The sequence below is a fragment of the Cellulomonas sp. NPDC089187 genome, assembly GCF_040685135.1.
In the GTDB taxonomy this organism is placed as follows: domain Bacteria; phylum Actinomycetota; class Actinomycetes; order Actinomycetales; family Cellulomonadaceae; genus Cellulomonas.
In genome coordinates this window covers 231,744-258,012 of record NZ_JBFBHI010000003.1, presented here as the reverse complement: position 1 = coordinate 258,012, position 26,269 = coordinate 231,744, and the positions used below count along the sequence as shown (strand labels likewise).

Genomic DNA, 26,269 nt, shown 5'->3' with positions numbered 1-26,269 from the left:
AGGAGGGTAAGTGGCTCGAGCAGGCCAGCGTGGTTCGGGGCGTGGACGCACGGCGTCCGGCGCTCAGCGTCGTCGTGCGCCTCGGCGGTCCGAGGAGGGGCTGATCCCGATCCTCGCGGAGGTGACCCGGGAGGTCGACCGCGCGGTGCAACGCCCCCCGATCCGGTCCACCGTCAAGACCAAGTTCCAGGTCGTGGCCTTGTTGGTGCGGGAGGAACGCGCCCGGGTCAAGGCGGATGGCGAGCTGTCGGCGGCCAAGCGCACCGAGCAGCTCAAGCGGTTGGACGGGGTGGCGACCCAGCTGGCCAAGATTGCCGCCCGCGACACCTCGCTGCTGCAACTGCTGGCCGAGGACGCCCGGGTCTCGGATGCTGCGCGTGAGCTCAAGGCGACGCTGCTGCGCGATGCCGGGATGGAGCCGCCGGAGGAGCCGGAGCTGCAGCCCACCATCGCGCCGACCATGCCGGTGTTCACCAGTGCGCCCCAAGTGGTGCCGCCGTCGGTGGTGGCCCGACGGTTGGCGAATCCGTTCCTGGCACCCGACTTTGAGGCGGCGGCGGAGAAGGCCGCGGGCAAACCCCGTCGACTGGCCGGATGGGAGCTGTTGGACCCGCTGTTCCGGTCCTTCGAGCGGGCGGCCACCGGGCAGCCGGCATGTATGGATCTGCCGCAGCCCGGCTGGGTCTCCGCGCCCATCGGCCGCACCCTGATGCCGCACCAGGCGCAGGTGGTCGAGGCCACCGCGCAGGGGCATCGCACCTATCTGTTGGCTGATGAGCCTGGTCTGGGCAAGACCGCGCAGGCGCTGCTGTCCGCGCAGGCTGCCGATGCCTATCCGTTGTTGGTGGTCGTCCCCAACGTGGTCAAGACCAACTGGGCCCATGAGGTGGGGCTGTGGACTCCGCAGCGCAAGGCCACCGTGGTGCACGGTGACGGCAGCACCGTCGACGGCTTCGCCGATGTGGTGATCGTGAACTACGAGGTGCTGGACCGACACGTCGGCTGGCTCGGCGACTTCGGGTTTCGCGGCATGGTGGTGGACGAGGCGCACTTCATCAAGAACAAGGGCTCGCAACGCTCCCAGCATGTGTTGGCGCTGTCCGAGCGGATTCGGGACCGTGCGCCGCGGCCGCTGATGATGGCGCTGACCGGCACGCCGCTGATCAACGACATCGAGGACTTCCGGGCGATCTGGCAGTTCCTGGGCTGGATCGATGATGCCAAGCCGCTCGGTCGGCTGATGAGCACGTTGGAGGACACCGGGTTAACCCCGGCCGACCCGGGCTTCTATGCCGAGGCACGTTCCGCGGTGATCGACATGGGCATCGTGCGGCGGCGCAAGGTCGATGTCGTGGCGGACATCCCCGCCCGCCGGGTGGCCGACCTGCCGGTCGAGCTCGACAGCGCAGCGAGCCGGTCGATCCGCTCCGCGGAGACCGCGCTGGCCGAACGGCTGGTCGCGCGGTACCGCGCCGCGGTGGAGGCGCACGGCGGCGACCCTTCGGATCCGATCGATCACGAGCTGGCGCGCCGGGTGGCCGCGGGGGAGTTGAAGGACTCCAGCTCCAAGACCGGTGGGGAGAACGTCTTCACCATGGTCCGCCGGATCGGGCAGGCCAAGGCTGGGTTGGCCGCGGACTACGCCGCCCAGTTGGCCCGCAACGTCGGCAAGGTGGTGTTCTTCGCCCGGCACGTGGACGTGATGGACGCCGCAGAGCAGCAGTTTGCCGACCGGGGGATCCGCTTCGCCTCGATCCGAGGGGATCAGACGACCCGGGTGCGGGATAAGAACATCGCGTCCTTCGTCGAGGACCCGGAGGTCTCGATCGCGGTGTGTTCGCTGATGGCCGCGGGGGTCGGGCTGAACCTTCAGGTGGCCTCCAACCTGGTGCTGGCCGAGCTGTCCTGGACCGACGCCGAACAGACCCAGGCCATTGACCGCATCCACCGGATCGGCCAGTCCGAGCCGGTCACTGCCTGGCGGATCATCGCGGCGCAGACCATCGACTCGACCATCGCGGAGCTGATCGACGCCAAGTCGGCGTTGGCGGCCCGCGCGCTGGACGGGGCGGACGAGGAGGAATCCGGGTCATCCACCGATGTGCAGGTGGAGGCACTGGTGCGACTGTTGACCGCTGCGCTCGCCGGTGCGTGATTCGCGCGGGTCTGCACCGGCACCTGCCCGGTGCTACTCACTCGACACCGCTGTGCCCCTCACGTGCCCCGGCGTCGCTACCTAGCCGCGCCCGATCGGTCGAATCGGTGCCGTAGACATATCCCTGTCGGCGGGGCCCGCTGCGGCTGACGGGCTCCGCCGATCTTTCTCTTTCCCGCTCGATTCACTCGGGTGGACGTGAGGTCAATCACCGACCCTGGGACGGCACCAGGGCACACACCGGAACGCTGTGACCACGCTGTGTGAGCGCTCACCCGCGATAGTTGACCGCTGCACATCCTCGGGCCATAGTTCTCCGCAGACGGTGCGCGTCGCCTGCCCCCTGCGCGGCGCGCACTGTCCTCACATCCGGCCTTGCAGGTCACCGCTCAGGCAGGTGCACACCTCGGCCGAATCATGACGAACGGCCCGGATCGAACCGGCAACTTCCGCATGATCACCGGCGCAGCGGCGTGCCGCCCGACCATGCGGAGCCCCGACGGTTAGCGTTTCAGGGTGAATGTCCCCGCGCGCCGAAACGAGCAGTCGGAGGGCGACGACGTGACCCGTCCCGCCCCCGTCGAGCAAGCCGAGCAGGCTGACGCCGCCGAGCTGGTGGCGCAGTCCGTCGTCACCTGGCGGGAGGCTCTGGTCGAGGCGGCAGGTGGGTCCACGCTGGCCGATGTCGGGCTGCTCGGTGACGCCGCCCTGGACCTGTCGGTGGCGCACCCGTCGGGGATCGCCCAGCTGTTCGCCGGGCGTCCGACCCGGCTGTCCAACCTGGTGCGCGAGGACGGCGCATTGGGCTCCGCGCGCCGACGGGCACGGGCCGTCTCTGCCCGAGCCGCCACCTATGCGCAGCAGTACGGCATCGCGCCGACCTACCTGGCGATCGGGTTGGCCAGCTGGACCGAGCGCACCACCCCGGACGCCGCCACCGACGACGTGGCTGCCCTGGCCACCGCCACCCGCCCCGGCAGCACTGACGCCACACCGGAGCAGGAGGAGGCACCGGTCAGTCGCACGGTGCGCGCCCCGGTGCTGTTGCGCCCGGTCACTCTGCAAGCCCGCGGTACGGCGGAGAGTGACTACGAGCTGAGCCTGGAGCCCTCCCTGGAGGTCAACCCGGTCCTGGCACGCGCGTTGCGCAGTCGGGGTGCACTGTTGGACCCGGGCGCGGTGGCTCGCAGCGCCTTCACCGGCTCCGGATTCGACCCGCAAGACGCGCTGAACCGCTTGAACTCGCTCGGGACGGCGGTGCTGGACGACTTCCACCTGACCGATCGGATCGTGGTTGGCACCTTCGTCCACCCCGGACAAGTGCTGGTGGACGACCTGGACCGGTTGGCCCCAGGTCTGGAACGGCACGAGCTGGTCGCCGCACTGGCCGGTGCGCCGGAGGCGATGCCCACCACTGCGCTGCCCGCCCCGGTGACCGGTGACCGCGATCCGGCTACCGAGCGGGGGATCGGGGACCTGGACCCGGCGCAGCAGCACGTCCTGGATGTGGTGGCCGCCGGTGGGCACGTCTTTGTCGACGCCCCTGCCGACAGTGACGTCACCGGGACCGTGGCCGCGCTGGTCGCCGATGCCGCCGCCGACGGTCGCACCGTCCTCTACGTGCCCGGGCACCGACGGGCCGCCATTGCGCTGGCCGACCGCCTGGACCGGCTCGGTGTCGGCGATGTGCTGCTGGACATTGCCCCGGACGCCGGGTGGCGTTCCGCCGCCGGTCGACGCTTGCTGGGTGCGATGACCCTTGAGGCGGACCCGGGCGACCCGGCGCGCACCGCCCACCTGCGCGCCTCGCTGGTCGCGCACCGGGAGCGGCTGCGCGGGTACCTGTCCGGCCTGCACCTGACTCGTGAACCGTGGGGGGTGTCCGCCTACGACGCCTTCCAGGCCCTCGCCGCACTCACCGCCGCCCGGCCCACTCCCAGCACGACCGTGCGACTCGACCCGGCCGTGGCCCGTGACCTGGACCAGGGTCGTCGCACCGAACTCGCCGCGCAACTGCACGCGGCCGCCGAGGTGGGCGCGTTCACGCTGCGCCCGGTGGACACGCCCTGGTACGGCGCCTCGCTGGACACCGCCGAGCAGGCACAGGCGACTCTGGACCGGGTCCGACGGCTGGCCGGTCCGGACGGGTTGCTTGCCGTGCAGCGCCGGATCGCCGAGATCGCCGAGGCCACCGGCTTCACCCCGGCCACCTCGGTGCGCGAGTGGGGCGAGCAGCTCACCGTGCTGGCCGGTGTTCGTGGGGTGCTGGACGACTTCCAGCCGCTGGTCTTCGAACGGAGCGTGGCCGACCTGGTCGCTGCGACCGCGAGCAAGGCTTGGCGCACCGAGCACGACCAGCCGATGGGCTACTGGCTGCGCCGTCGCCTCAAGAAGCAGGCCAAGGACCTGCTGCGCCCCGGCCGTCACGTCGACAACCTGCACGACGCGCTGACCGAGGCCCAGCACCAGAGCGAGATCTGGCGGCAGCACTGCGCTGCCGGAGGCTGGCCGCGCCTGCCCGAAGGCCTTGCCCGGATCGACGCCGAGCACCAGCAGATCAGTGCGGACCTGGAGGCGCTGTCCCCGGTGCTCGCCACCACCCCCGAGGGCGGGGAGTTGCTCGGTGCGCCGATCCGGCAGATCACCGAGCGGATGGAGCGCCTGTTGGCCGGGGCGGACTCGCTGCCCGCCGTTCCCGAGCGCAGTCGGCTGGTCCGGGGCCTGCGCGCCGCCGGTCTGGAACCCTTGCTCTACGACCTGGCCGACCGCCGGGTCCCGGCCTGGCTGGTCGGCCCGGAGCTGGAACTCGCCTGGTGGAGCACGGTCTTCGAGCAGATCATCACCGCTGATCCCGCGCTGGCGGGCCACGACGGGCGGAGCCTGGGTCGACTGGTTGCCGAGTTCCGCCAGCTCGATCTGGCGCAGACCCAGTCGCTCTCCGGTCCGGTCCGGGCGCGGGCCGCCGCGCACACTCGCTCGGCGATGCAGCAGCACCCGCAGCAGACCGAGGCGTTGTTCGGGGAACTGGTCGAGGACCGGTTCAGCGGGTTGCTGGAAGCGATGAGCCGCTACGGCGATGTCGCCCGTCGTCTGCGCCCTGTGCTGGCCGCCGCTCCGATGCTGGTCCCGCAGGTGCTACCCGCCACCCGCACCGTCGACCTGGTGGTGCTGGACGCCGCCGATCACCTCCCGGTCGAGGTGGTGTTGCCCGCGCTGGCCCGCGGACGTCAGGTCGTCGTCCTCGGCGATCCGCGGTGCGCGTCCGGCTCCGCGGTGACCGAACTGGCGGACGTACTGCCGCGGGTCGCCCTGCATGCCGACGGCTCGCGCCGCGACCCGTACCTGACCGCGTTCCTGGCCGGGCACGGGTATGCCGGTGTGCTCAGCCCCACCCCATTGCCCTCCGAGGCTGCGGCGGTCGGATTCCACCCGGTTGACGGCACCGGCATGCCCGATGACTCCGGCAGCGTGCAGAGCACCCGCGCCGAGGTCGACCGGGTGGTGGAGCTGGTCGCCGCGCACGCCTTCGATCGGCCCGAGGAGTCGCTGGCGGTCATCACGGCCTCAGCCCTGCATACCGCGCAGATCCGCGAGGCGGTGCTCTCCCAGGTGCGCGGCAATCCCGCCCTGGCCGCCGCGCTGGACTCCGGGCGTCCGGAACCCTTCGTCGTCACCGACCTGACCAGCATCGCCGGTCTGCGTCGGGATGCGGTCATCCTGTCCCCGGGCTTCGGGCGCACCCCGCATGGTCGGGTGCTGCACCGCTTCGGCCCGATCAGCGACGACGGCGGCGACGGTCTGCTGCTCGCCGCGCTGGGCGTGACCCGGCACCGGTTGGACCTGGTCAGCTGCCTGACCGCCGACCAGCTGGACCCCGAGCGGCTGCGCGGGGCAGGTCCGCGGCTGTACGCCGACCTGCTGCGCTTCGCTCAGCGGCGTGCGGCCGGGGACCCGGAGCTGTTGGCGAGCATGGTCGCGGAGGCGGCTGGTGACCCGGCACGCGGGAGCGACGAGCCTGAGCCGGTCGCCTCTGCCGAGGACACGGACGCCGCTCGATCGACCGGTTCCGCCACCGGCGCGGTGGTCAGCGCTGAGTCTCCGACGGAGGCTGGCACCGGCGCTGCGGCGTCGGCGACGGACGCAGGCTCCGGCTCCGGCTCCGGCACTGCGGCCTCGGCGGAAGGTGCCACCGCCGCGACGGCCACCGCCGCGGCTCCCACGGAGGGCGGTGCCAGCGCTGGGGTCCCGGCTGCTTCCCCGGCGAACGCGGTGACCGCTGCCCTCTCCGCTCCGCTGACTGAGCAGGAGCCCAGCGAGTCCGAGACCGACCGTCTGGTGGTTGACCTGGCCGAGCGGCTGTGGCGGCACGGCCTGGTGGTCGAGCTGGACTACGGCCTTCCTGGTGGTCTGCGACTGCCAATGGCGGTCGGACATCCGGACCTGCCCGGTCGCCTGCTGGTGGCGGTGCTGACCGACGACGACGCTTACGTCCGCGAGCCCAGCATCCGGGTCCGGGACCGTCAGGTGCCCGAGCGGCTGGAACGTCTGGGGTGGAGTGTGGTCCGGGTGTGGTCGGTGGCTGCGTTCATCGATCCGGAGGCCGAGGTCAACCGGATCCGCCGCGCTGTGCATGCGGTGGCCGACCAGGAGCTCGACCGGGCCCGGACCGGACGCCAGCGGGCCATGCTTCTGCTGCCCGACGTCCCGGTGGTGCCCGCCTCCGAGGCGGAGGTCGCACCGTCCACCGGTGCCATCTCCGTGATCGGACTGCCCACTGATGCTGGACTGCCGGTCGGTGGCGGAGCTCGCTCGGGGGAAGCCCCCGCACTCACCGCTCCGACCTGGACGGTGCCGGGCTACGGAACCGACGCTGAACTCCCGGCTGACGGGTCGCTCCCGTCCGGCGAGCCGACCACGGTCGCACGCGAAGCCGCCGAGGGTGCCGCATCCACGACCGGCTCAGCCGGGGCCGCGCCGTCCGGACAGGTGTCAACAGTGTCAGCAGAGTCGGCGGAACCCGGCTCCGCGGTCGAGGGCGGCGGTGTCGGTTCGACCAGCGCCGACTCGACGACCGAGGCGTCGTCCGGCTCCCGGGCTGCTGACCCTCGCCCGCGCACCGGGGCGCTTCCTGCGGTCGCGGCGGACATCCCGGGCGTGATGGAGGCGGCGGCGACGATGACCGGTGCGCTGCCGATCATCCCGAAGCCTGCTCCGAGTGACGGCCCGGGTCCGCGTCCCGATGTGCGGCCCGGACTGCCGATCAGCGCGTACTCCGACGATCAGCTGGATGAGTTGGTCGCGTGGATGCTGGCGGACGGCCAGGAGCGCACGCAGTCGCAGCTGGCGGCGGAGCTCCGGCTGGAACTCGGCGTCACCCGGCGCGGGGCCCGGGTGGATGCCGTGGTCACGGCGGCGGTGCGTCGGGCGCTCGGCTGACCATGCGGGCAGCCGACTGACCTTCGCGAGCAGCCGAGCGCTGAGCGGAGCGGCCCGGCAGGTCACCAGTGCGGGGGCACGTCCCGGAGCAGTCGCTCATCGTTCGAGTCCGCAGGTCGTTCGCCCCAGCCGGTGTCCCCGTCGTCTGTGCTGCGCTGGGGGGTGACCTGGTCCTGGGTCTCACCGCCGCGGCGGACCGCACGACGGTGACGCCGGGGTGTGGACTGCGGTGGGGCGGGATCGGCGGAGTCGGTCACCGGCCCATCATCGCACCGAGGGGCCCGCCACAGGTGTCTGTGACGGGCCCCTCGGTCTGGGGTCAGGCGCGGTGCGCACCACCGGCGCTGCCCGGGGCCTCCGGGGTGCCGGGCAGCGGGGTCTGGTTGGTGTCGGCGCGCAGGGCGGCGCTGGACTGGGCGGCCAGCAGATCGCGGATCTCCTGGAGTAGCAGGATGTCCTCCGAGGGTCGGGCCGGCTCCTCTTCAATCCCCTTCTTGCGGCGCTCGGCCAGCTTGTTCAGCGGCAACACGATGACGAAGTAGATCGCCGCGGCGGTGATCAGGAACTGCAGCAGCGCGTTGAGGATCAGCCCGATGTTGATCGTGGCCTCGTTGATCGGGCCGATCACCCACAGGCCGGAGATGTCCGGCTTGCCGAAGATCATCGCGATCAGTGGGGAGATCAGCCCGTCTTGCACGGCGGCGACCACGGTGCCGAACGCGGCACCGATGACCACACCGACGGCCAGCTCGACCGCGTTCCCCCGGGAGACGAAGTCTTTGAAGCCCTGAAACACCGAGCCCAACCCCTTGGCCCGTTCGCCGGCGGCCCGCAGCCCCTTGTTGACCGTGTCGCTCATCGCACTCGCTCCGTTCGTTTCGCGGCTTTCGTCCGTATCATTCCACGAGCACCGCGGCCAGGGCGTGAGAAGTGCTGGCGGCGCTGAGGTCGACCGCCTGTTCGGGGTCAACGGCGAGCAGGACCGGGCCGGGGGAGTCGACCGACCCGCTGGTGTCCGTTGCGCTGGTCTCCGGGGCCGCGAGGACCAACGCGCCGGTCGCGACGGTGCGTGGCGCGGAACCAGGGTCGACGGCCACCACGTCGATCCGGCGTCCGGCCGCGAGCAGGGCAGCCGCCGCCGGGTCGGCGAACCGGGCGGGGACGACCACGGTGCCCGGCGGCCCGGTCACGGTGGCGTCGGGTCCGATCAGCAGTCCGTCGACCAGGGGCAGACCGGCGGGGAGCGGCACGGCGGTGCGGGAACCGATGAGGCCGTCCGACGCGGTGTGGGTGCCGGTCGGCAGTGTGGCCGTGGTGAGCGCGCGCGTGGTCAGGTCATCGGCGGTCAGGACGGTGCCCGCTGGGAGGTCATCCGCGGCCACCACGACGGCGGTTCTCGGCGGACCGGGGGAGCGCAGCACCTGAGCGACCATCAGCACGGCCACGGCGGACAGGATCGCGGCGGCGGGTCGACGAGCGCGCCAGATCAGCCGTCGCACCCCGAGGCTGGGCCGGAACCGGGGGATGCCGTGGCGCGGGTCGAGGGAAGGTCGGTCCATGCCGGGACGCTAAGCATCACCGCTGCCTCGATGATCGCGGTGCGGCGACACCTGGGGACGACCGCCGCGGTTCGACGACTGTGGACACGTCAGCGGGGCTCGGACACGCGCACAGCTGGTCGCCGTGGTCCGCCGACGCACCGGACGACCGTGGGGGCTGATCCTCGTGAGATCGGGGGTCCGGCGTGCGGTCGGTCGGCCCGCGCCCGTGGGAGGCCGGTCAGCTCGCGGCGGGCGCGGCGCTGCTGGACGACCCGGAACCCGACGACCCCGAAGCGGAGGAGGTCGACCCCGACGCCGCAGCCGACGATCCGGTCCCCGAACCCGCAGACCCGCCGCTGGACGAGGCCCCGGTCGAGGACGAGCTGCTCGCGGCCGGTGCGCTGCTGGAGGTCGACCCGGAGCGCGAGTCGGTGCGGTAGAAGCCCGAGCCCTTGAACACGACCCCGACGCTGGAGAACACCTTGCGGAGCTTGCCGCCGCAGTTCGGGCACTCGGTCAGCGCGTCGTCGCTGAACGACTGGTGGATGTCGAAGGAGTGGCCGCACTCGGTGCAGGTGTAGGCGTAGGTCGGCACTGTTCGTCTCCCGGGGGAATCAACTGGCCGGGCTGGCACTCCCGGCGTCCGAGTGCCAATGATACGCGCCCGATCGCGCACCCTCAGCGCGAGACGGGTTGCCACCCGTCCGGGGTCGCGATCATGTCCACTGGCCGGTCGTGTTCTTCGCGCGGGAGGGGGCGCTGCTGCGCGTCGTAGACCTCCTCGGGGAACACCAGAGCCACCACCGGGACCCCGGGCCGGGCGTGGTGGAGGGCGCGGTCGTACCACCCGCCGCCCTGGCCCAATCGGGTGCCGGAGCTGTCCACGGCGAGCGCGGGTGCCAGGATCAGATCGGCCCGGGACAACCCCTCCGCCCCCAGCGAGGGTGTGCCCGGCTCCGGCGGTCGTCCGGGCGCGCGCTGCACCAGATCGTCCGGTCCGGCATAGGTCGCCCACTCCCGGGACAGGCCGGCACCGAGCACCGGCAGCAGCACCTCGATGCCGCGGGCGGACAACATCTCCAACACCGCGGTGGTGTCGGGCTCGGAGGGTCGGGCGCTGTAGGCGGCCACGCATCGGGCCTGGTCAAGCCCGGGCAGGGTGGCCACGACCTCGGCCAGCGCGGCGGCGGCCTGCGCGCGTTGACGTGCGGAGGTGTGCTGCCGCGCGGATCTCAGCAGTGCGCGGAACTCGTCCTTGGTGTCCGTGACGTCCCCGCCGTCCGAGGCAGGCGGATAGGGCTGAGCAGCGGCGCACATGCCCCCAGTGTCGCAAACAAGTCATTGCCCGGGCAGGACCATTGGTGTGCCGATAACCTCCGGACATGGCGATCCACAAGGCAGTCATTCCCGCGGCCGGACTCGGCACCCGATTCCTCCCCGCCACCAAGGCCACTCCCAAGGAGATGCTGCCGGTGGTCGATCAGCCCGCGATCCAGTACGTGGTGGAAGAAGCTTCCGCCGCCGGACTGGACGACGTGCTGATCATCACCGGTCGGAACAAGGGCTCCATCGAGGACCACTTCGACTCCGCCCCGGAGGTGGAGCGCGCGCTGGAGAAGAAGGGCGACCAGGCCCGCCTCGATGCCGTGCGCAAGTCGACCGAGCTCGGCCATGTGCACTTCGTCCGGCAGGGTGAGCCGAAGGGTCTCGGGCACGCGGTCCTCCAGGCGGCCGACCACGTCGGGGACGAACCCTTCGCGGTCCTGCTCGGCGACGACCTGATCGACGCCCGCGACCCGCTGCTGCCCACCATGGTGGAGCTCCAGGAGCGGACCGGCGGGTCGGTGATCGCCCTGCTGGAGGTCGACCCGGCACAGATCTCGCTGTACGGCGTGGCTGAGGCGGAGGCCATCGAGGGCGGCAGCGACCCCGATCAGGTGCGGGTGACCGGCCTGGTGGAGAAGCCCCCGGTGGACGAGGCACCGAGCAACCTCGCGGTGATCGGTCGCTATGTGCTCAGCCCGGCGGCCTTCGACGTGCTGCGGCGCACCGAGCCCGGCCGTGGCGGGGAGATCCAGCTGACCGACGCCCTGGCCGAGCTGGCGACCATGCCCGCCGAGCAGGGCGGGGGCGTCTACGGCGTGATCTTCCGCGGTCGGCGCTACGACACCGGTGATCGTCTGGACTACCTCAAGGCGACCGTGCGGTTGGCCGCGGACCGGGAGGATCTGGGCCCGGACTTCCGCAGCTGGCTGGTCGAGTACGTGTCCGACCTGCGCGGCTGACCCGATGACGCCCGCCGGGGCGTGCAGAATGCGGACATGAGATCCGTCCAGGACCAGTTGGCTGCCGTGCTCGCCGCGGTGGGACCGGTGGCACCGCTCGATGTGGTGCTCACCGACGCTTCCGGCACGATCCTGGCGGAGGACGTGATCGCCTCGGCGGACGTACCCGCGACGCCGGTGGCCGCATGCGACGGCTACGCCGTTGCCACGGCTGACCTGTACGGCGCGGACCCGCATGCCGCTCCGGTGCTGCCCGTGGTGCACGACGTGTTGGCCGGGGCATCCTCGGTGTTGCGATTGGCGCCGGGGCAGGCGGTACGGATCGCCTCCGGCGGGCCGGTTCCGACGGGTGCCGATGCGGTCATCCCCGCCGAGCAGACCGACCGGGGTGACGTGCGTGTCACCCTCAGTCGAGTCCCGACCCCGGGGGAGAACATTCGCCCGGCGGCGGTGGATGTGGCGCATGGGCAGGTTGCTCTGGCTGCGGGTATCCGGCTCGGCGCGCGCCAGTTGGCGGTGGCGGCGGCGCTCGGGCGGCGACGACTGCGGGTGCACCCGGCCCCTCGGGTGGTGATCGTGTCGACCGGCTCGGAGTTGATCGAGCCCGGCGCTCCGGCCCGGGACGGCGGCGTCTACGAGTCCGCCGGTCACGCGCTGGAGGTGGCGGTCCGGGACATCGGTGCGACCCCGGTGCGGGTCGGGGTGGTCTCCGACGACCGCGCGCTGCTCCGCGAGGCGCTCGAGGACCAGCTGGTGCGGGCGGACGTCATGGTCACCACCGGCGGTCTGTCCGAGTACGCGCACGATACCCTGGCGGATGTGCTGTCCCCGCTGGGCACGGTGCGCTTCGACCATGTGGCGATGACCCCGGGCTTCCGGCAGGGATTCGGCACCGTCGGCGGTGGCACCGGTGCGGTCCCGTTCTTCGCGCTGCCGGGGCACCCGGTGGCGTCGATGGTGGGCTTCGAGCTGTTCGTCCGGCCAGCGCTGCGGGCGATGGCCGGGCACACCGACCTGTTCCGACCCTCGGTGCGCGCGGTGGCCGACCAGGGGTGGGCTTCCCCGGAGGGCATCCGTCAGTTCGTGCCGGTGGCGGTGTCCGGGTCCCCGACCGAGGGCTACCGGATGACCCCGGTCGGCGATCCGGCACAGTGGTCGATCGGCGGCCTGGCCCGGGCCAACGCGCTGGCCGTGGTCGGCGAGCAGGACACCGTCGTGGAGGCCGGACAGACCGTGCCCTGCCTGGTGCTGGAGGGGTGATGTCCGGTCGGGGGTGGCCGGTCGAACTCCGTGAGGGTGATCTGCTGCTACGCCCCTTGCGTCGTCAGGACGAGGCAGCGTGGATGTACCTACGCGCCCGCAACGCCGGGTGGCTCGCTCGGTGGGACGCGACCTCCCCGGTGCCGGTCACGGGACGACGACCGACCTTCGGGCAGTTCGTCCGGACGTTGGATCGCCAGGCGCGGGACGGGGGTTCGCTGCCCTTCGCAGTGGAGGTTGCCGGTGAGCTGGTCGGACAGTTGACCGTCTCCGGGATCACCTACGGGTCGCTGTACTCGGCGTCCATCGGGTACTGGGTCTCCGAGCACGTCGCCGGACGCGGCATCATCCCGACCGCCGTGGCGATGGCCACCGACTACTCCTTCACCGAGCTGGGCCTGCACCGGGTGGAGATCAACATCCGCCCGGAGAACGGGCCGTCCCTGCGTGTGGTCGACAAGCTCGGGTTCCGGGATGAGGGCGTGCGCCGGCGCTACCTGCACATCCAGGGGGAGTGGTGCGACCACCGCACCTTCGCGCTGACCACGGAGGACGTCCCTGCTGGACTGCTGGCGCGCTGGCGGCGCACCCAGGCGACATCGGGCTGAGCGCGGCGAACTACACTGGTGTGATTCACCGTTCGACACGCCGTGACCGGTCCGCCCGGGCGACGCATCACCCCCCTACCGTCGGAGGGTGTACGCATTCGCCGGGCCCGCCGTCTTCGCGGTGATCGCCCTGTGGATCGCCTACCTGGTGCCGCACAAACTGCGTCACCGGCAACAGTTGCTCGAATCGCGGACCGAGGACCGGTACTCGGCGGCGTTGCGGGTGCTGGCGGTCAGCGGCCCTGTCGGGTCGCAGCGCCGGCTCCGCGCCGACGTCGGGGGAACGATCCGCCCGGACTGCGGAACCGAACAGAAGAGAATCGCCCTGCTGAACCGGGGCATCGGAGCCCCGATCGGGAACGAGGGACGCGACATGGACCGACCGCACACCACAGCGGAGGGCATGGGGGCTGACGCCGTCCGCAAGGTCGCACAGCTCAAGGCCGCGCATGCCGCTGCCACGGCCCGTCGCGGTGCCGCCGCCCGCCGTCGCGGTGTGCTCGCCGCCTCGCTGGGTGTCCTGACCGTGATCGGCTGGATCGTCGGCGCGGTGACGGCGCTGCCCCTGCTGACCGCGCTGATCCCCACCGTCCTGCTCGGTTCGGTGCTGGTGCTCGGCCGTCGTGCCGTCGTGCAGGGCGAGGCCGCCGAAGTCGAGTGGGAGCGCCGGATCGCCGAGGCCGCCACCCCGGTGGTGCGTGCCCCGCGCCCGGGTCGGGTCGGTGCCTCTGGCCGCGCGATCCGTCCCACCGTCGATGCCACCCAGGCCATGCCGCGGGTCGGTGCCAAGTCCGCGGACACCGGTGCGCGCGAGGCGTCGACATCCACCTGGTCGCCGGTCGACGTGCCCCGTCCCACCTACACCACCAAGCCCCGCGCCCCGCGCCGTGAGCCCGCCCCGCTCGGTGAGGTCGAGGCCTCCACCGCGGTGCGCCCGGCCCGTCGCGAGGCCACCCGTCCCGAGGCTGCTCCGGAGCGGACGACCGAGCGTGTCGCGGAGGTGGCCGAGAAGGTGGCGGTCGCTGCGGCCACGTCGGTGGAGCGCCACGGCACCGATGCGCCGGCGACGGCAGTCTCCGCCCCGAGTACGCGCACCGAACCTGCTGAGTTGCCCGCGGCCCGCCGGGTGGACGGTGCTGCCGACCCAGTGACCCCTGCCGCCGCCTTCGTGGTCGAGGAACCCACCGGATCGATCGACCTGGACGCGGTGCTGCGCCGTCGTCGGGCCGCCGGGGCGTGAGCGAGACCATGTCGTGGAGCACCCTGCTCGGGTGCTAAGCTGGTCACCGCTTCGCGGGGCTATGGCGCAGTTGGTAGCGCGTCTCGTTCGCAATGAGAAGGTCGGGGGTTCGAATCCCCCTAGCTCCACCCCGTAGTCGAAGGCCCGGATGAGTAATCCGGGCCTTCGTCGTCTCTGTCCGACCCATCGGTGATACTGGACCCCATGACCTCACACTCAGCCGGTGACGAGGCCGGAACCATCCGGATCGTTGACGCTCAGCCGCACCGGCTGGTGATGATCGGGGAGGTCGACCTCGCGGTGGTGGCGCGGTTGCGCACGATGCTCGGCGTCGATGATGACCCGACCCAGCTGGCCGAAGCGCTGGACGAGGTGACGGAGATCGACATGACCGAGGTGACCTTTGCGGACTCCTCGGCGCTGGGCGTGATCGGCGCATTGGTGCTGGCCCGGCAGCGTTCCGGCGCGGAGCCGGTGGTCGTGATCGGGGCGCGACCGACGGTGCGGTCGGTGTTGGAGATCAGCGGGATGGCACCGTTCCTCGACCTGCGCTGAGTGTGGGTGGTCGACCGTAGCGTCCGGTGCCATGAGCAGCGTCGTCTACTACACCGCCACCACGTTGACCGGTCAGCTGGCCGATGAGCACCACTCGCTGGCCTGGCTGTTCGCCGTCGAGTCCGAGGCACCGGATCATGAGGCGTTCTTGACCGGGATCGGTGCGCTGGTCAGCGGGTCCAGCACCTACGAGTGGGTGCTGCGTGAAGAGGATCTGGTCGCCCATCCGGAGAAGTGGCCCGCGTACTACGGCGAGCGGCCGATGTTCGTGTTCACCACTCGGGACCTGCCGGTGCCGGAGGGCGCGGATGTGCGATTCGTCCGGGGTGCGGTGGCCGACGCGCTCCCAGAGATCCGGGCCGCGGCGGGAGCGCGGGACATCTGGGTGATCGGCGGAGGCGACCTGGCCGGACAGTTCGATGACGCGGGGGCGCTGGACCGGTTGGAGTTCACCTACGCACCGGCGACGCTGCCCGCCGGGATGCCGTTGCTGCCACGCCGGATCGGGCCCGAGCGACTGGCGCTGCGGAACGTCCAGCGGTTCGGGCAGTTCGCGCATCTGAGCTACGCCGTCGAGCGTTGACCGCAGCGGGCCCGAGCGGGAGCACGGAGACGGTTCGGGCGGATCGGCGCGGCGGTGGCAGGATGGCGCGGTGCCTGTCCCTCCCGCTCCGTCAACCCCCGGTCGGTGGCACCGGGTCTGGTCCGCCGTGAAGAAGTGGGTCGACCCGTTGGTGATGATGATCATCGCGGTGTTTGCGCTCGGGCTGCTGGCACCGGCCTCCGGGTCGCTGGCCACTGGCGTTGACCGGGCCAGCACCGTCGCGGTGGTTGTCCTGTTCTTCCTGTACGGCGCGCGGATGTCGACCACTGAGGTGTGGGCCGGCCTACGGAACTGGCGGTTGCAGGGCGGGATGCTCGCAGCCACCTACCTGATCTTCCCGGCGCTGGGCCTGGCGGTGCAGCTGCTGCCCGAGTCGGTGCTGCCCGGCGACCTCCAGACCGGTCTGCTGTACCTGTCCCTGCTGCCCTCGACGATCCAGTCCTCGGTGGTGTTCACCTCCATCGCCCGGGGCAATGTGGCCGGGGCGATCTGCGGGGCGACGGTCTCCAACGTGCTCGGCATCGTGCTGACCCCGCTGCTGGTCGGGCTGATCATGTCCCGTGCCGGCGGGCCGATGGGTGGCTCGGCGGGGTCGACGCTGTTGCAGCTGTTGCTGCCGTTCGTGATCGGGCAGCTGGTGCAGCCGAAGATCGGGAACTGGGTTCGGTCGCACAAGATGGTCACCCTGCTGACCGACCGCGGAACGATCCTGCTGGTGGCCTACTCCTCGGTGTCCGAGGCGCAGGTCTCCGGGGTGTGGGACGGGCTGACGGTGGTGGTGCTGGTCGCGCTGCTCGCGGTCTGCGCGCTGCTGTTGGCGGCGATGCTGCTCCTGACCTGGAACGGGGGACGCTGGTTGGGGCTGGAGCGCCCGGACCGGATCGCACTGTTGATGTGCGGGTCCAAGAAGAGTCTGGCCACCGGGTTACCGATGGCGAGCGTGCTGTTCGGGCCGGTGGCGGCGGCGGGGGTGGCGCTGCCGGTGATCGTCTTCCACCAGTTGCAGTTGGCGACCTGCGCGGTGCTCGCCCGACGGCTGGCGTCCGCGGAACCCGAGCCCGCGCGGGTGGTGGGCGGCTGAGTCGACGTCGGCGCTGGCCACGGGTTGACCCTGGCTCGGTGGCTCGGTGGCTCGGTGGCTCGGTGGCTCGGTGGCTCGGTGGCTCGGTGGCTCGGTGGCTCGGTGGCTGGGTGGCTGGGTGGCTGCACGCGGGTGGTCGCCGCTGGACCTGCCCGGGGAGCGCAACCGCCCGATGCCGGACCCGTCCCGCGGACTGTCGTGCTATGCAGGACGACGCTGCCCGATTCGTCACCCGCTGCCCCGGGCTCAACGGGTGGATCGGTCGCGGTATGCAGGACCGTTGCCCAAGTGCGGACGTCCGTGACTGACGGACCGGCAGACTGGTCAACGGGGGTTCGTTCACCGTTGCCGCACCCAGGAGGTCCGCCGTGCCCGATCCGATCGCACTCGTCCCGCTGCCCCGCCGTGTGCAGTGGCTCCCTGGGGAACCGGTCCGGGTCGAGCACCTGATCGTCGGTGACTCCGCCGCCGAGGTCGCACTGGGTAAGCTGGCCACCGAGCGGCTGCGCAGCGTGCTGCCGCTCACGCCGAGGTCCGAGGCGGACCCACAGGCCACCGCCGGTGCGCTAGTGTTCCGACTCACCGACGCGGGGGAGCCCGGCTCGTACACCGTCACAGCCGGGGAGCACGGGATTCTGGTCGAGGCGGGCGACATCGCCGGCCTGCGCCACGGTCTGGCCACGGTGCGGCAGCTGTTCCAGCCGGGCACGGGCACCACCTCGGTTCCTCCGGTGCGGATCGAGGATGCGCCCGCACTGGGCTGGCGGGGCCTGAGCCTGGACATCGCCCGGCACTTCTTCGGGCCGGATGAGCTGCACACGGTGATCGAGCTGCTGGCTGATCACAAGTACAACGTGCTGCACCTGCACCTGTCCGATGACCAGGGCTGGCGGATCGACCTGCCCTCGCACCCAGAGCTGGTCGACCGCTCCGGGAAGAGCGCGGTGGACGGTGACCCGGGTGGGTACCTCACCGCGGCGGAGTACCGCGAGCTGGTGGCCTTCGCTGCGGCCCGAGGGATCACCGTGGTGCCGGAGATCGATGTGCCGGGCCACGTGAACGCCGCGCTGCATGCGATGCCGGAGCTGACCCCGACCGGGGAGGCACCCGATGTGTACACCGGCATCGAGGTCGGCTTCAGCAAGCTGACCGCGGACCTGCCCGCCACCGAGCCGTTCCTGCGGGACGTGTTCGGCGACCTCGCTGACCTGACCCCGGGCGACTACCTGCACATCGGTGGCGACGAGGTGCTGACGATGGAGAAGTCGGAGTACGCGCGCCTGGTGGACATGGCGGCACGCGCTGTTCGGGACGCGGGCAAGCAGGTGATCGGCTGGCAGGAGATCGCCACCGTGCCGTTGGAGCCGGGCACGGTCGTCCAATACTGGGAGCCCAAGGAGGACCTGTCGTTCTTCGCGGAGGCGGCGCGGGCAGGTGCGCGGTTCATCATGTCGCCTGGGTCGAAGGCCTACCTGGACATGAAGTACCACGAGGGCTTCCCGCTCGGATTGCAGTGGGCGGGATTCGTCCCGCTTCAGGTGTCCTACGAATGGGAGCCGACCGCACTGATCGACGGGGTTCCCGCTGAGGCGGTGCTCGGGGTCGAGGCCGCGGTCTGGACCGAGACGCTGCGCACCTTGGACGACCTGACCACGATGCTGCTGCCCCGACTGGCCGCCGTCGCCGAGGTCGCCTGGACGCCGGCGGATCGGCGGGACTGGGACGACTTCGCGCAGCGGATCGCCGCCCTCGCCCCGGACTGGCGGGCCCGCGGGCTGGCCTTCCACCCCGCGGAGCCGGTGGCCTGGCCCGAGGGCTGAGTCAGATCCAGGACCGCAGCCACATGTGGATGTGCCAGAAGTCGTAGGGCACGACCCAGGCGGTCCAGATCGGGTAGAAGAACGCGCTGACCGCCAGCACCGTGGTCACCACCGCGACGGTGACCACGGTGCCGCGTCGGCGTTGCACCGGGTCCGGTGACTGGAGCAGCAACCCGAGCATGAAGACCAGGGTCAGCACTACCCACGGGGTGAAGGCGATCGAGTAGAAGGTGAAGATCGTCCGACCGGCGTAGGAGAACCAGGGCAGCCACCCCGCGACGATGCCGGAGAGCACCGCCCCGGCCCGCCAGTCACGACGCCGGATCAACCAGATCACAGCGACGACCACCGCGATGGCACCCAGCCACCAGATCACCGGGTTGCCCAGTGAGGTGATCGCCTGCGAGCACTTCTCCGCGCCGCAGGCGGCCTGGGCATCCGCGCCGGTCAGGGTGGAGATCGACTTCGGGTAGTAGAACGAGGTCGGTCGCCACTGCACGATCCAACCCAGCGGATGGGCGGCATAGGTGTGCTCGCTGGTCAGCGTGGTGTGGAAGTGCCACATGTCGGTGTGGAACTTCCACCAGGACCGCAGCGCCTCGGGCAGCCAGGTGACGCCCTGTCCCGGGTTGTCCGCCGCCCACTGCCGCAGGTAGGCGTCCGGGTGTGCGAACCAGGAGGCCCAGGTCCCGATGTACGTGCCCGCCGCCGTGAACACCATCAGGAACCCGGCGGGGATGGCGTCCTTCACCAGCGCCGCAACGGCCCAGGACTGTATCCCGACCGTCCGCCGCGCGGTGGCGTCCCAGCACACGCTGAGCAGCCCGAACACCGCCAGGAAGTACAGCCCGGACCACTTGGTGCCGATGCACAGCCCCAGCAGCACCGCCGCGGCCAGTCGCCACCAGCGGAAGCCCAGGGACGGTCCCCAGCGCAGCTCGGTGCCGGAGTCCAGGAGTGCGGCCGTGCGGTCGGCCAGTCGTCGTCGGGCCTGATCACGATCCAGCAGCAGCGCCCCGAAGGCCGCCAACGCGAAGAACATCACCGTGTTGTCCAGCAACCCGGTGCGCGAGTGCACGATGGCCTCACCGTCCACCGCCATCAGCAGACCGGCGAGCGTGCCCAGCAGGGTCGACCCGAACAACCGGCGGCCGATCCGGGCCACCAGCAGCACCGCGAGGGTGCCGAGCACCGCGGTGGACAGCCGCCAGGCCGCCGACGAATCCATGCCACCGCCGAGCTGCATGCCCAGCCCGATCAGCCACTTGCCGACCGGCGGGTGCACCACATACTCCGCGACGCTTCCCAGCCCGGAGCCGTCCCCGGCGGCGAACATCGCGTCGGCACCGTCCGCCCACTGCCCCTCGTAGCCGAGTTGGAGCAGCGACCACCCCTGCTTGACGTAGTACGTCTCATCGAAGACCAGCTCGTGCGGGGTGCCGAGCCGCCAGAATCGGAGCATCCCGGCCAGCAGCGTCACTGCCAGCGGCCATAGCCACCCGGTGATCCGTGAGCGGCGGGTGGCGTCCAGGGCCAGGCCCCGGGCACCGATCAGCGCCAACCGGAGGCGGTCGGCGGTGGGCAGGGGGTCGGGGTCGTCGGCGGCGGGGGCCAGGACCGTGGTGGCGGGCCAACGGGCTTCGGTGGGATCCGTGCGGTCTGCGGGCTTCGTGGGCTTAGCGGGCTTCGTGGGCTCGGCGGAACCGGCTGCGGTGACGGTGGTCGGCGCGGCTGGGTCGGTGCCCGCGGTGGGGATGGGGTCCGAGGTGGGCACGGCATCGGTGGCGGCGTCTCGGGCGGGGACGGAGGCTGCCAGCGTCGGGTCGGCGGCGTCGGCGGCGTCGGCGGCCGATGGTTCGGTCGACCCGCTGGGCTCGGGGGAGTCCGGCTGGTCGGGGCGGTGCGGGTCCTCGGTCGGCGACACGCTCGTCATGGTAGGGGCAGCGGACAGCCAGCCAGGGCAGGCGTGGCAGGCTGAGCCGGTGGACGCCTCGACCCCCGGACAGCTGATCATCGCCGCGACCCCGATCGGCAATGCGGAGGACGCCTCGCCGCGACTGCGTCGATTGCTGGCCGAGGCTGACGTGGTCGCCGCGGAGGACACGCGACGGTTGCGGGCGCTCGCCGGGCGACTCGGGGTCGAGATCACCGGGCGGGTGCTCAGCCACCATGAGCACAACGAGCAGGCCACCGTGGGTGAACTGGTGGCGGCGGTGGCGGCAGGGTCGACGGTGCTGGTGGTCTCCGATGCCGGGATGCCCGCGGTATCCGACCCGGGGTTCCGTGCCGTGGCCGCCGTGGTCGAGGCCGGGTTGCCGGTGACGGCCGCGCCGGGGCCGAGTGCGGTGCTCACCGCGTTGGCGCTGTCAGGTCTGCCCACTGACCGGTTCTGCTTCGAGGGATTCGCACCGCGTAAGCCGGGGGAGCGCGCCCGGAGCTTCGCGGCCCTGGCCCGGGAGCCCCGCACGATGGTGTTCTTTGAGGCACCGCACCGGCTGGCGGCGATGCTGGCCGATCTGAGCGCGGCACTCGGAGCTGACCGTCCGGCGGCGGTGGCGCGTGAGCTGACCAAAACCTATGAGGAGGTCCGCCGGGGCACACTCGGCGGGCTGGCACAGTGGGCGACCGGAGAGGTGCGCGGCGAGATCGCCGTCGTGGTCGGTGGCGCGCCCGAGGGCGTCGAGGTCTCCGAGGCGGATCTGGTGGCCGAGGTGCTGTCCCGGGTCGACGGTGGTGACCGGCTCAAGGACGCGGTGGCGGAGGTGGCTCAGGCCGCGGGCGTGCCCAAGCGCGAGCTGTACGCGGCGGCGCTGGCGGCACGGAGCAAGGGGTAACCGAACCTGGGCTCAGAGTCCGTCGGACCCCGCGAGTACCCGCGCGCCGTGCACCGGCCCCGACGCGGTCAGCACGGAGTCGACCACCCCGGCCGCGGTCATCGCCGCGGCCAGGGCCAAGGCGTGCTGTCGGCTGCGGCCGAGTGCGGCCACGGTCGGCCCGGAACCGGAGATCACCACGCCCAGAGCGCCAGCATCCTCCGCCACCGCCAGGGTCTCCACCAGATCAGGGCAGAGCTCGACGGCGGCGTCATGAAGGTCGTTGTGCAGGAGCGCCCCCACCGCGCCCGGGTCTCCGGCACGCAGGGCCTGGAGCAGAGGGACCTCGGAGCCCAGATCGGGGACCGGCGGGTCGGGGGTGGCACGGTCGAACTCCTCGAACACGCGCGGGGTGGACAACCCGTCCGCCCGGATGCCGAACGCCCAGTGGTACTCGCCGCGGCTGAGCGCGGGGGTGAGCACATCACCGCGTCCGGTTCCGACCGCCGTCTGGCCACTCAGCAGGAACGGGACATCCGCGCCGAGTGAGCCGGCGAGCTCGGCCAGCTCCTCGCGGGGCAGACCGGTGCCCCAGAAGGCATCGCAGGCCAGGAGGGCGGCGGCGGCGTCGGCGGAACCTCCGGCCATGCCACCGGCGACCGGAACGGCCTTGGTCACCCGCAGGTGCACGCCCTCGTCGGTGCCGGTGTGCGCGGCCAGCAACCGGGCGGCGCGCAGGGCGAGGTTGTCCTCCCCGAGCGGCACGTGATCCGCCGCCGGGCCGCTGACCGTGAGTCGGATCGCCTCCGCGGGGCGGGCGGTGACCTCCTCGTAGACCGAGACCGCCTGGAACACGGTGCCGAGCCGGTGATAGCCGTCGATGTCGCGGGGGCCGACCCGCAGCGACAGGTTCACTTTGCCCGGGGCGCGCACCCGCACCTCACGGCGGGCCAGGCGCAGGTCGGTCACCCGCCCCACTGTGCCAGGTCCGACCGGCCCGGTCGCGCGGTCGGCGTGATCGCGGGACGGCGGCCGGGCGGGGTGGGGAACACTCAGCCCCACCGGCGGGCGGGCTGGGACAGGTTCGGTGCCGCCGACGGGCGGGGTGGGCACGCTCAGCCCAGCGATGGGCGGGGTGGGACAGGCTCAGCGCCGCCGACGGGCCGGGGCGGGCCCGCGATGGACCAGAGCCTCCGCGGGCAGGTGCTCGGCGATCCGGGCGAAGGCGTCGATGTCGAGCGCTTCACCGCGGGCCTGCGGGTCGACCCCGGCGGCCTCGATCGCGGCGGCGGCCGATGCGGAGTCGCCGGCCAGGGGGGCGAGGGCGGCCCGGAGCATCTTGCGGCGTTGGGCGAACGCCGTGTCCACCACGGCGAAGACCTGCTCGCGGGTCGCGGAGGTGGTCGGTGGGGTGCGGCGATCCATCCGGACCAGGGCGGAGTCGACATTCGGGACCGGCCAGAAGACACTGCGGCCGACGGTGATCGTGCGGCGGGCGTCGGCGTACCAGGCTGCCTTGGCCGACGGAACACCGTAGGTGCGGCTGCCCGGAGGCGCGGCCAGGCGGTCGGCAACCTCGGCCTGCACCATGACCAGCACCCGCTCCAGGGTGGGGAAGTGCTCCAGGAAGGTGAGCAGCACCGGCACGGAGACGTTGTAGGGCAGATTCGCCACCAGCGCGGTCGGCGGGCGACCGGGCAGTTCGCGTACGTCCAGGGCGTCGCCGCGGACCAGGGTGAGGGTGGCGGGATCGGCCTCGGTGGCGGGCAGGTCGACGGTGGTCACGGTGGCATCGGGGACGTGTCGGCGCACGGTGTCCGGCAGCAGACCGGCGAGCACCGGGTCGATCTCCACCGCGACCAGGTCAGCGCCCGCCTCGAGCAGACCGAGGGTGAGCGAGCCGAGCCCGGGACCGACCTCCACCACGCGCTCACCGGGCACGATGTCCGCACCGCGCACGATCTTGCGGACCGTGCCGCCATCGAGGACAAAGTTCTGCCCGAGAGTCTTAGTCGGTCGGATACCGGCGCGCTCGGCCAGCTCGCGGATCTCCGCCGGACCGAGCAACGGCCCCGCCGCGGGTGCGACGGGGCCGTTGCTGTCGGTCATGGGGACGAGCCTACTGGCTCGGCTCAGCTGAACAGTCGCGGACCACAGTGCGGCCACTGACCGGCACCGGAGCGGTTGTACAGCATCTGGGCTCGGGCGGTCTGCTCGGCGGCCGAAGCCTGCGAGGGCAGACCGGTGCCACCCACGGACTGCCAGGTGCCAACGGAGAACTGGTACAGCCCGTGGTACTTGCCGTTGGCGGACACGATGGTCGGGTTGCCACCGGACTCGCAGGCGGCCAGCGCGCCCCAGTTCAGGCTCGCGGCGTCGCCACCGCCGACCGCCGGGCTGCCGCCACCGGTGCTGGGGGCGGGGGCCGGACGGGTCTTGGTGCCGACATTGGTGACCTGGTCGACCGGAGCTTGGGTGACCTCGTCGGAGAGTGTCTCGCGACCGGTCTCCGCGCCGTCGACCGTGGTGACCCGCTCCACCAGGGTCCGCACACCGGGAACCCCGGCGGTGGTGACCTTGGTGGTGCCGGTGTACAGCGACGGGTCCTGCTGCTCGGTGGCCGCGAAGGGCACCTCGCTGGTGGTGGTCACGTCCTGCACGACCACGCGGTTCACGATCACGGTCACGGTGCCGTCGGCTGCGCGGGTGACACCCACCCGGTCCAGCGGCTGCAACTCGACGCCCAGGTGATCGAGCGCCTCGGCCACAGTGGTGCTGCCGTCATCGACAGCGTGGGTCTGACCGTCGACCTGCACCTGAGCCGGGCCGTCCAGGGTGAGGTCCAGGGACAGATCCGGACGGCCGGAGTTCGACCGGTTGGCGACCAGGCGGACGTCACCACCACGGCTGGCCAGCATGGTCAGAGCCTCGTCGGCGGTCAGGGCGGTGGTCCACACCTGCTGCTCGGTGCCGTCAGCGTTGATCACGATCTGGTGCGCGTGACGGACCTCGATGGCCACACCGTCCCGCAGGGCACCGGTGGGGGTCACCGTGTCGCGGGTGCCGAGGTCAAGGCCCTGCTCGGCCAGCAGGCCGTCGACGCTGCCGGAGAAGGTCGACACGGTGGTGAGCACCCCGTCGACGTCCAGGGTGACGGTCTTGTGTGCGTCGGCGACGGCGACACCGCCGGAGGCCAGGACCACCACGGCGGTGGCGGCGGCGATCACGCGGCCACGGTGCCGACGCGGGCGAGTCTGCTCAGGATTCTCGGGGTCAGTCTCGGAGGTGTTCCGGACGATGCGGTCACGCAGGGACGTGGTGGCGGCGCTCAGGCGAGCACCGATGCGGCTGGCAGAGGTCACTGGGGTCCAGACGACGTTGGTCCCGGGCACGGGGAGTGGGCGCGGCAGGCGACTGACACCCCGCGTTGCCCGACCTGAAGGTCTGGCGGTGCCGACAGCTGGAGGGTGCTGCCGATCACGCGGGTCCCGGATCCCCGATCCGGCGGTCCGACTCTCAGCGAGAGCCGATGTCCGCCGCGGTGGCGACGAACGACGTGAGAACGTAACCCATTCGTGACCTGATGCCAACCCCGAGGCTCAGGATCGTGAGCTAGGGCACCGTCGCTCTGCGGTCAGTACCAGCCCTTGGCCTGAGAGGCCGACCACGCGCCGCAGGGGGTGGAGTAGCGGCCCGCGATGTAGTTCAAACCCCAGGTGATCTGGGTGGCGGGGTTGGTGCGCCAGTCGGCGGCGACACTGGCCATCTTGGAGCCGGGCAGTGCCTGCGGGATGCCGTAGGCACCGGAGGACCGGTTCTCCGCGTTCACCCGCCAGCCGCTCTCCTTGTTCCAGAGCTGGAGCAGGCAGGAGAACTGGTCGTCGCCCCACCCGCGTGCGGCGGCCATCTGCTTGCCGAGCTCCTGCGCGCTGCCCGGGGTGACCGAGACATCCGCGCTGATCTCCAGGGTGCCGACCTTGACGATCTGGGTGACCGGCTCGGTGGTGACAGCGGAGGCGATGATCTGGCGTTCCACCACGGCTCCGCCGACGACGGCGGTGCTGTACGTGGTAGTGCGGACACCGGCGCGCCCCGGGGTGTCGACCTGGCGGGTGCCCTTGACCAGCGTGGGGTCCTCGACCTCTTGCTCCTCGAACGGGATCGCCTCGGTGACGGTCTCGCCGGTGGTGGCGGCCCGGGTCACCATGACGACCAGGCCGTCGGTGGCGGTGGCGTCCAGTGGCACGGAGACGTGGTCGCCCTCGTTCAGCACCAGGCCGATGTCCCGCAACGCGTCCCGGACCGTGCCAGAGCTGGTCACGCCGTCGATCACCTGACCGTCGACCGCCAGGTGGATGGTCTTCTGGGTGGAGACCCGCAGCACGTCGTCCCGGGTCACCGCAGCGGAGCGGGAGGCCGAGGTCAAGGTGTTGCCCTCGCGCAGGCCCAGATCATCCACCGCCTCACCGACGGTCAGGGCAGTGGTCCACACCGTCTGCTGGCGGCCATCGACCTCGACGTCGATCTGCCGACCGTGCCGCACGACGATCTCCGCGCCGTCCCGGATCTGCTCACCCAACCCGGGGGCGACCAGGTCGTGTTCACCGACGGTGATGTCGCCGCTGGCGAGCACCTGGCCCACCGTGCGACCGAAGGCGTTCACCTCGACCTGCTGGCCGTCGACCTCCACCGTCACCGTCTTGTGGAGCCCGACGAAGGCGGTGGTCCCACCCGCTGCGAGCAGCAACACCGCCGCCTGCGCACCCAGTCGTACCGCACGGGAGGGGCGCTGCTGTTGCCGGCGGGACGTCCTGGAACGGAGCCGGGCGTGCTCGGCGGACTCGGCGGGGGTGGCCACGCGGAGATCTCCA

At 71.7% G+C, this 26,269-nt stretch carries 21 protein-coding genes, 1 tRNA gene and 1 pseudogene; 13 read left to right on the top strand and 10 right to left on the bottom strand.

The features are described 5' to 3' along the window. The first annotated feature begins 10 nt into the window (after positions 1 to 10). Together AB0N78_RS09460 and AB0N78_RS09455 are read left to right on the top strand one after the other, a co-directional pair. Positions 11 to 2,155 (top strand): DEAD/DEAH box helicase, encoded by a 2,145-nt coding sequence (locus AB0N78_RS09460; protein WP_363388931.1) that lies wholly within the window; start codon positions 11 to 13, stop codon positions 2,153 to 2,155. Between the two features lie 516 nt (positions 2,156 to 2,671). Further along, on the top strand, positions 2,672 to 7,591 hold the full coding sequence (locus tag AB0N78_RS09455) for a hypothetical protein (RefSeq protein ID WP_363388928.1): 4,920 nt from the start codon (positions 2,672 to 2,674) through the stop codon (positions 7,589 to 7,591). A 62-nt stretch (positions 7,592 to 7,653) separates the two neighbouring features. On the opposite strand, the gene AB0N78_RS09450 is transcribed toward AB0N78_RS09455, so the two are convergent. The 3 genes from AB0N78_RS09450 to AB0N78_RS09440 form a co-directional block, all read right to left on the bottom strand. Beyond that, positions 7,654 to 7,848 carry a hypothetical protein gene (locus AB0N78_RS09450; RefSeq protein WP_363388925.1) on the bottom strand — a complete coding sequence of 65 codons (195 nt, stop codon included), beginning with the start codon at positions 7,846 to 7,848 and terminating at the stop codon, positions 7,654 to 7,656. A gap of 62 nt (positions 7,849 to 7,910) precedes the next feature. Beyond that, positions 7,911 to 8,450, bottom strand: coding sequence for a large conductance mechanosensitive channel protein MscL (mscL, locus tag AB0N78_RS09445; RefSeq protein ID WP_363388922.1), 540 nt, complete (start codon positions 8,448 to 8,450; stop codon positions 7,911 to 7,913). Positions 8,451 to 8,487: 37 nt separating this feature from the next. After that, a complete protein-coding gene (locus tag AB0N78_RS09440) occupies positions 8,488 to 9,150 on the bottom strand; it encodes an SAF domain-containing protein (RefSeq protein WP_363388919.1) in 663 nt (220 codons plus the stop codon). 185 nt (positions 9,151 to 9,335) lie between these two features. On the opposite strand from AB0N78_RS09440, the gene AB0N78_RS09435 reads away from it, so the two are divergent. Next, a complete protein-coding gene (locus AB0N78_RS09435; RefSeq protein WP_363389921.1) occupies positions 9,336 to 9,572 on the top strand; it encodes a hypothetical protein in 237 nt (78 codons plus the stop codon). A 62-nt stretch (positions 9,573 to 9,634) separates the two neighbouring features. Here AB0N78_RS09435 and AB0N78_RS09430 read toward each other — a convergent pair. Continuing rightward, a pseudogene (locus AB0N78_RS09430) lies at positions 9,635 to 9,727 on the bottom strand (FmdB family zinc ribbon protein); the annotation flags it as partial. An 83-nt stretch (positions 9,728 to 9,810) separates the two neighbouring features. Further along, positions 9,811 to 10,449, bottom strand: coding sequence for a 5-formyltetrahydrofolate cyclo-ligase (locus AB0N78_RS09425; RefSeq protein ID WP_363388916.1), 639 nt, complete (start codon positions 10,447 to 10,449; stop codon positions 9,811 to 9,813). Positions 10,450 to 10,514: 65 nt separating this feature from the next. Here AB0N78_RS09425 and galU point away from each other — a divergent pair, with 65 nt between their 5' ends. From galU to AB0N78_RS09380, 9 genes are all read left to right on the top strand, one after another. Further along, positions 10,515 to 11,417, top strand: a complete 903-nt coding sequence (gene galU / locus AB0N78_RS09420; protein ID WP_363388913.1) for a UTP--glucose-1-phosphate uridylyltransferase GalU — start codon at positions 10,515 to 10,517, stop codon at positions 11,415 to 11,417. A 36-nt stretch (positions 11,418 to 11,453) separates the two neighbouring features. Continuing rightward, positions 11,454 to 12,677 (top strand): gephyrin-like molybdotransferase Glp, encoded by a 1,224-nt coding sequence (glp, locus tag AB0N78_RS09415; protein WP_363388911.1) that lies wholly within the window; start codon positions 11,454 to 11,456, stop codon positions 12,675 to 12,677. After that, complete coding sequence (locus AB0N78_RS09410) at positions 12,677 to 13,285, top strand: GNAT family protein (protein WP_363388908.1); 609 nt, start codon at positions 12,677 to 12,679, stop codon at positions 13,283 to 13,285. The genes glp and AB0N78_RS09410 overlap by 1 nt, the downstream gene beginning before the upstream one ends. A gap of 88 nt (positions 13,286 to 13,373) precedes the next feature. Beyond that, positions 13,374 to 14,525, top strand: a complete 1,152-nt coding sequence (locus AB0N78_RS09405; RefSeq protein WP_363388905.1) for a hypothetical protein — start codon at positions 13,374 to 13,376, stop codon at positions 14,523 to 14,525. A gap of 55 nt (positions 14,526 to 14,580) precedes the next feature. After that, positions 14,581 to 14,653: transfer RNA gene (locus tag AB0N78_RS09400), tRNA-Ala, on the top strand. A gap of 76 nt (positions 14,654 to 14,729) precedes the next feature. After that, positions 14,730 to 15,080, top strand: a complete 351-nt coding sequence (locus AB0N78_RS09395) for an STAS domain-containing protein (protein WP_363388902.1) — start codon at positions 14,730 to 14,732, stop codon at positions 15,078 to 15,080. 31 nt (positions 15,081 to 15,111) lie between these two features. Beyond that, complete coding sequence (locus AB0N78_RS09390; RefSeq protein WP_363388899.1) at positions 15,112 to 15,663, top strand: dihydrofolate reductase family protein; 552 nt, start codon at positions 15,112 to 15,114, stop codon at positions 15,661 to 15,663. A gap of 70 nt (positions 15,664 to 15,733) precedes the next feature. Then, positions 15,734 to 16,765 carry a bile acid:sodium symporter family protein gene (locus AB0N78_RS09385; protein ID WP_363388897.1) on the top strand — a complete coding sequence of 344 codons (1,032 nt, stop codon included), beginning with the start codon at positions 15,734 to 15,736 and terminating at the stop codon, positions 16,763 to 16,765. Between the two features lie 368 nt (positions 16,766 to 17,133). Then, positions 17,134 to 18,585 (top strand): family 20 glycosylhydrolase, encoded by a 1,452-nt coding sequence (locus AB0N78_RS09380; protein WP_363388894.1) that lies wholly within the window; start codon positions 17,134 to 17,136, stop codon positions 18,583 to 18,585. A 1-nt stretch (position 18,586) separates the two neighbouring features. Here AB0N78_RS09380 and AB0N78_RS09375 read toward each other — a convergent pair whose 3' ends face one another. Continuing rightward, entirely contained in the window at positions 18,587 to 20,509 is a 1,923-nt protein-coding gene (locus AB0N78_RS09375) for a phospholipid carrier-dependent glycosyltransferase (protein ID WP_363388891.1), read from the bottom strand. A 58-nt stretch (positions 20,510 to 20,567) separates the two neighbouring features. On the opposite strand from AB0N78_RS09375, the gene rsmI reads away from it, so the two are divergent. Further along, complete coding sequence (gene rsmI, locus AB0N78_RS09370) at positions 20,568 to 21,419, top strand: 16S rRNA (cytidine(1402)-2'-O)-methyltransferase (RefSeq protein WP_363388888.1); 852 nt, start codon at positions 20,568 to 20,570, stop codon at positions 21,417 to 21,419. 12 nt (positions 21,420 to 21,431) lie between these two features. On the opposite strand, the gene AB0N78_RS09365 is transcribed toward rsmI, so the two are convergent. From AB0N78_RS09365 to AB0N78_RS09350, 4 genes are all read right to left on the bottom strand, one after another. Then, positions 21,432 to 22,367 (bottom strand): 4-(cytidine 5'-diphospho)-2-C-methyl-D-erythritol kinase, encoded by a 936-nt coding sequence (locus tag AB0N78_RS09365; RefSeq protein WP_363388886.1) that lies wholly within the window; start codon positions 22,365 to 22,367, stop codon positions 21,432 to 21,434. 177 nt (positions 22,368 to 22,544) lie between these two features. After that, positions 22,545 to 23,507 (bottom strand): 16S rRNA (adenine(1518)-N(6)/adenine(1519)-N(6))-dimethyltransferase RsmA, encoded by a 963-nt coding sequence (rsmA, locus tag AB0N78_RS09360; protein WP_363388883.1) that lies wholly within the window; start codon positions 23,505 to 23,507, stop codon positions 22,545 to 22,547. Between the two features lie 23 nt (positions 23,508 to 23,530). Beyond that, positions 23,531 to 24,625: a G5 domain-containing protein gene (locus AB0N78_RS09355; protein ID WP_363388880.1), complete on the bottom strand. Its 1,095-nt coding sequence runs from the start codon at positions 24,623 to 24,625 to the stop codon at positions 23,531 to 23,533. A 407-nt stretch (positions 24,626 to 25,032) separates the two neighbouring features. After that, a complete protein-coding gene (locus AB0N78_RS09350) occupies positions 25,033 to 26,256 on the bottom strand; it encodes a ubiquitin-like domain-containing protein (protein ID WP_363388877.1) in 1,224 nt (407 codons plus the stop codon). Positions 26,257 to 26,269 lie beyond the last annotated feature (13 nt).

Bases quoted from the DNA above. Each gene is read 5' to 3' on its own strand.
- AB0N78_RS09395 (WP_363388902.1), top strand. From the start codon at position 14,730: ATGACCTCACACTCAGCCGGTGACGAGGCCGGAACCATCCGGATCGTT.
- AB0N78_RS09425 (WP_363388916.1), bottom strand. From the start codon at position 10,449: ATGTGCGCCGCTGCTCAGCCCTATCCGCCTGCCTCGGACGGCGGGGAC.
- AB0N78_RS09390 (WP_363388899.1), top strand. From the start codon at position 15,112: ATGAGCAGCGTCGTCTACTACACCGCCACCACGTTGACCGGTCAGCTG.
- AB0N78_RS09410 (WP_363388908.1), top strand. From the start codon at position 12,677: ATGTCCGGTCGGGGGTGGCCGGTCGAACTCCGTGAGGGTGATCTGCTG.
- AB0N78_RS09440 (WP_363388919.1), bottom strand. From the start codon at position 9,150: ATGGACCGACCTTCCCTCGACCCGCGCCACGGCATCCCCCGGTTCCGG.
- galU (WP_363388913.1), top strand. From the start codon at position 10,515: ATGGCGATCCACAAGGCAGTCATTCCCGCGGCCGGACTCGGCACCCGA.
- glp (WP_363388911.1), top strand. From the start codon at position 11,454: ATGAGATCCGTCCAGGACCAGTTGGCTGCCGTGCTCGCCGCGGTGGGA.
- mscL (WP_363388922.1), bottom strand. From the start codon at position 8,450: ATGAGCGACACGGTCAACAAGGGGCTGCGGGCCGCCGGCGAACGGGCC.
- rsmA (WP_363388883.1), bottom strand. From the start codon at position 23,507: ATGACCGACAGCAACGGCCCCGTCGCACCCGCGGCGGGGCCGTTGCTC.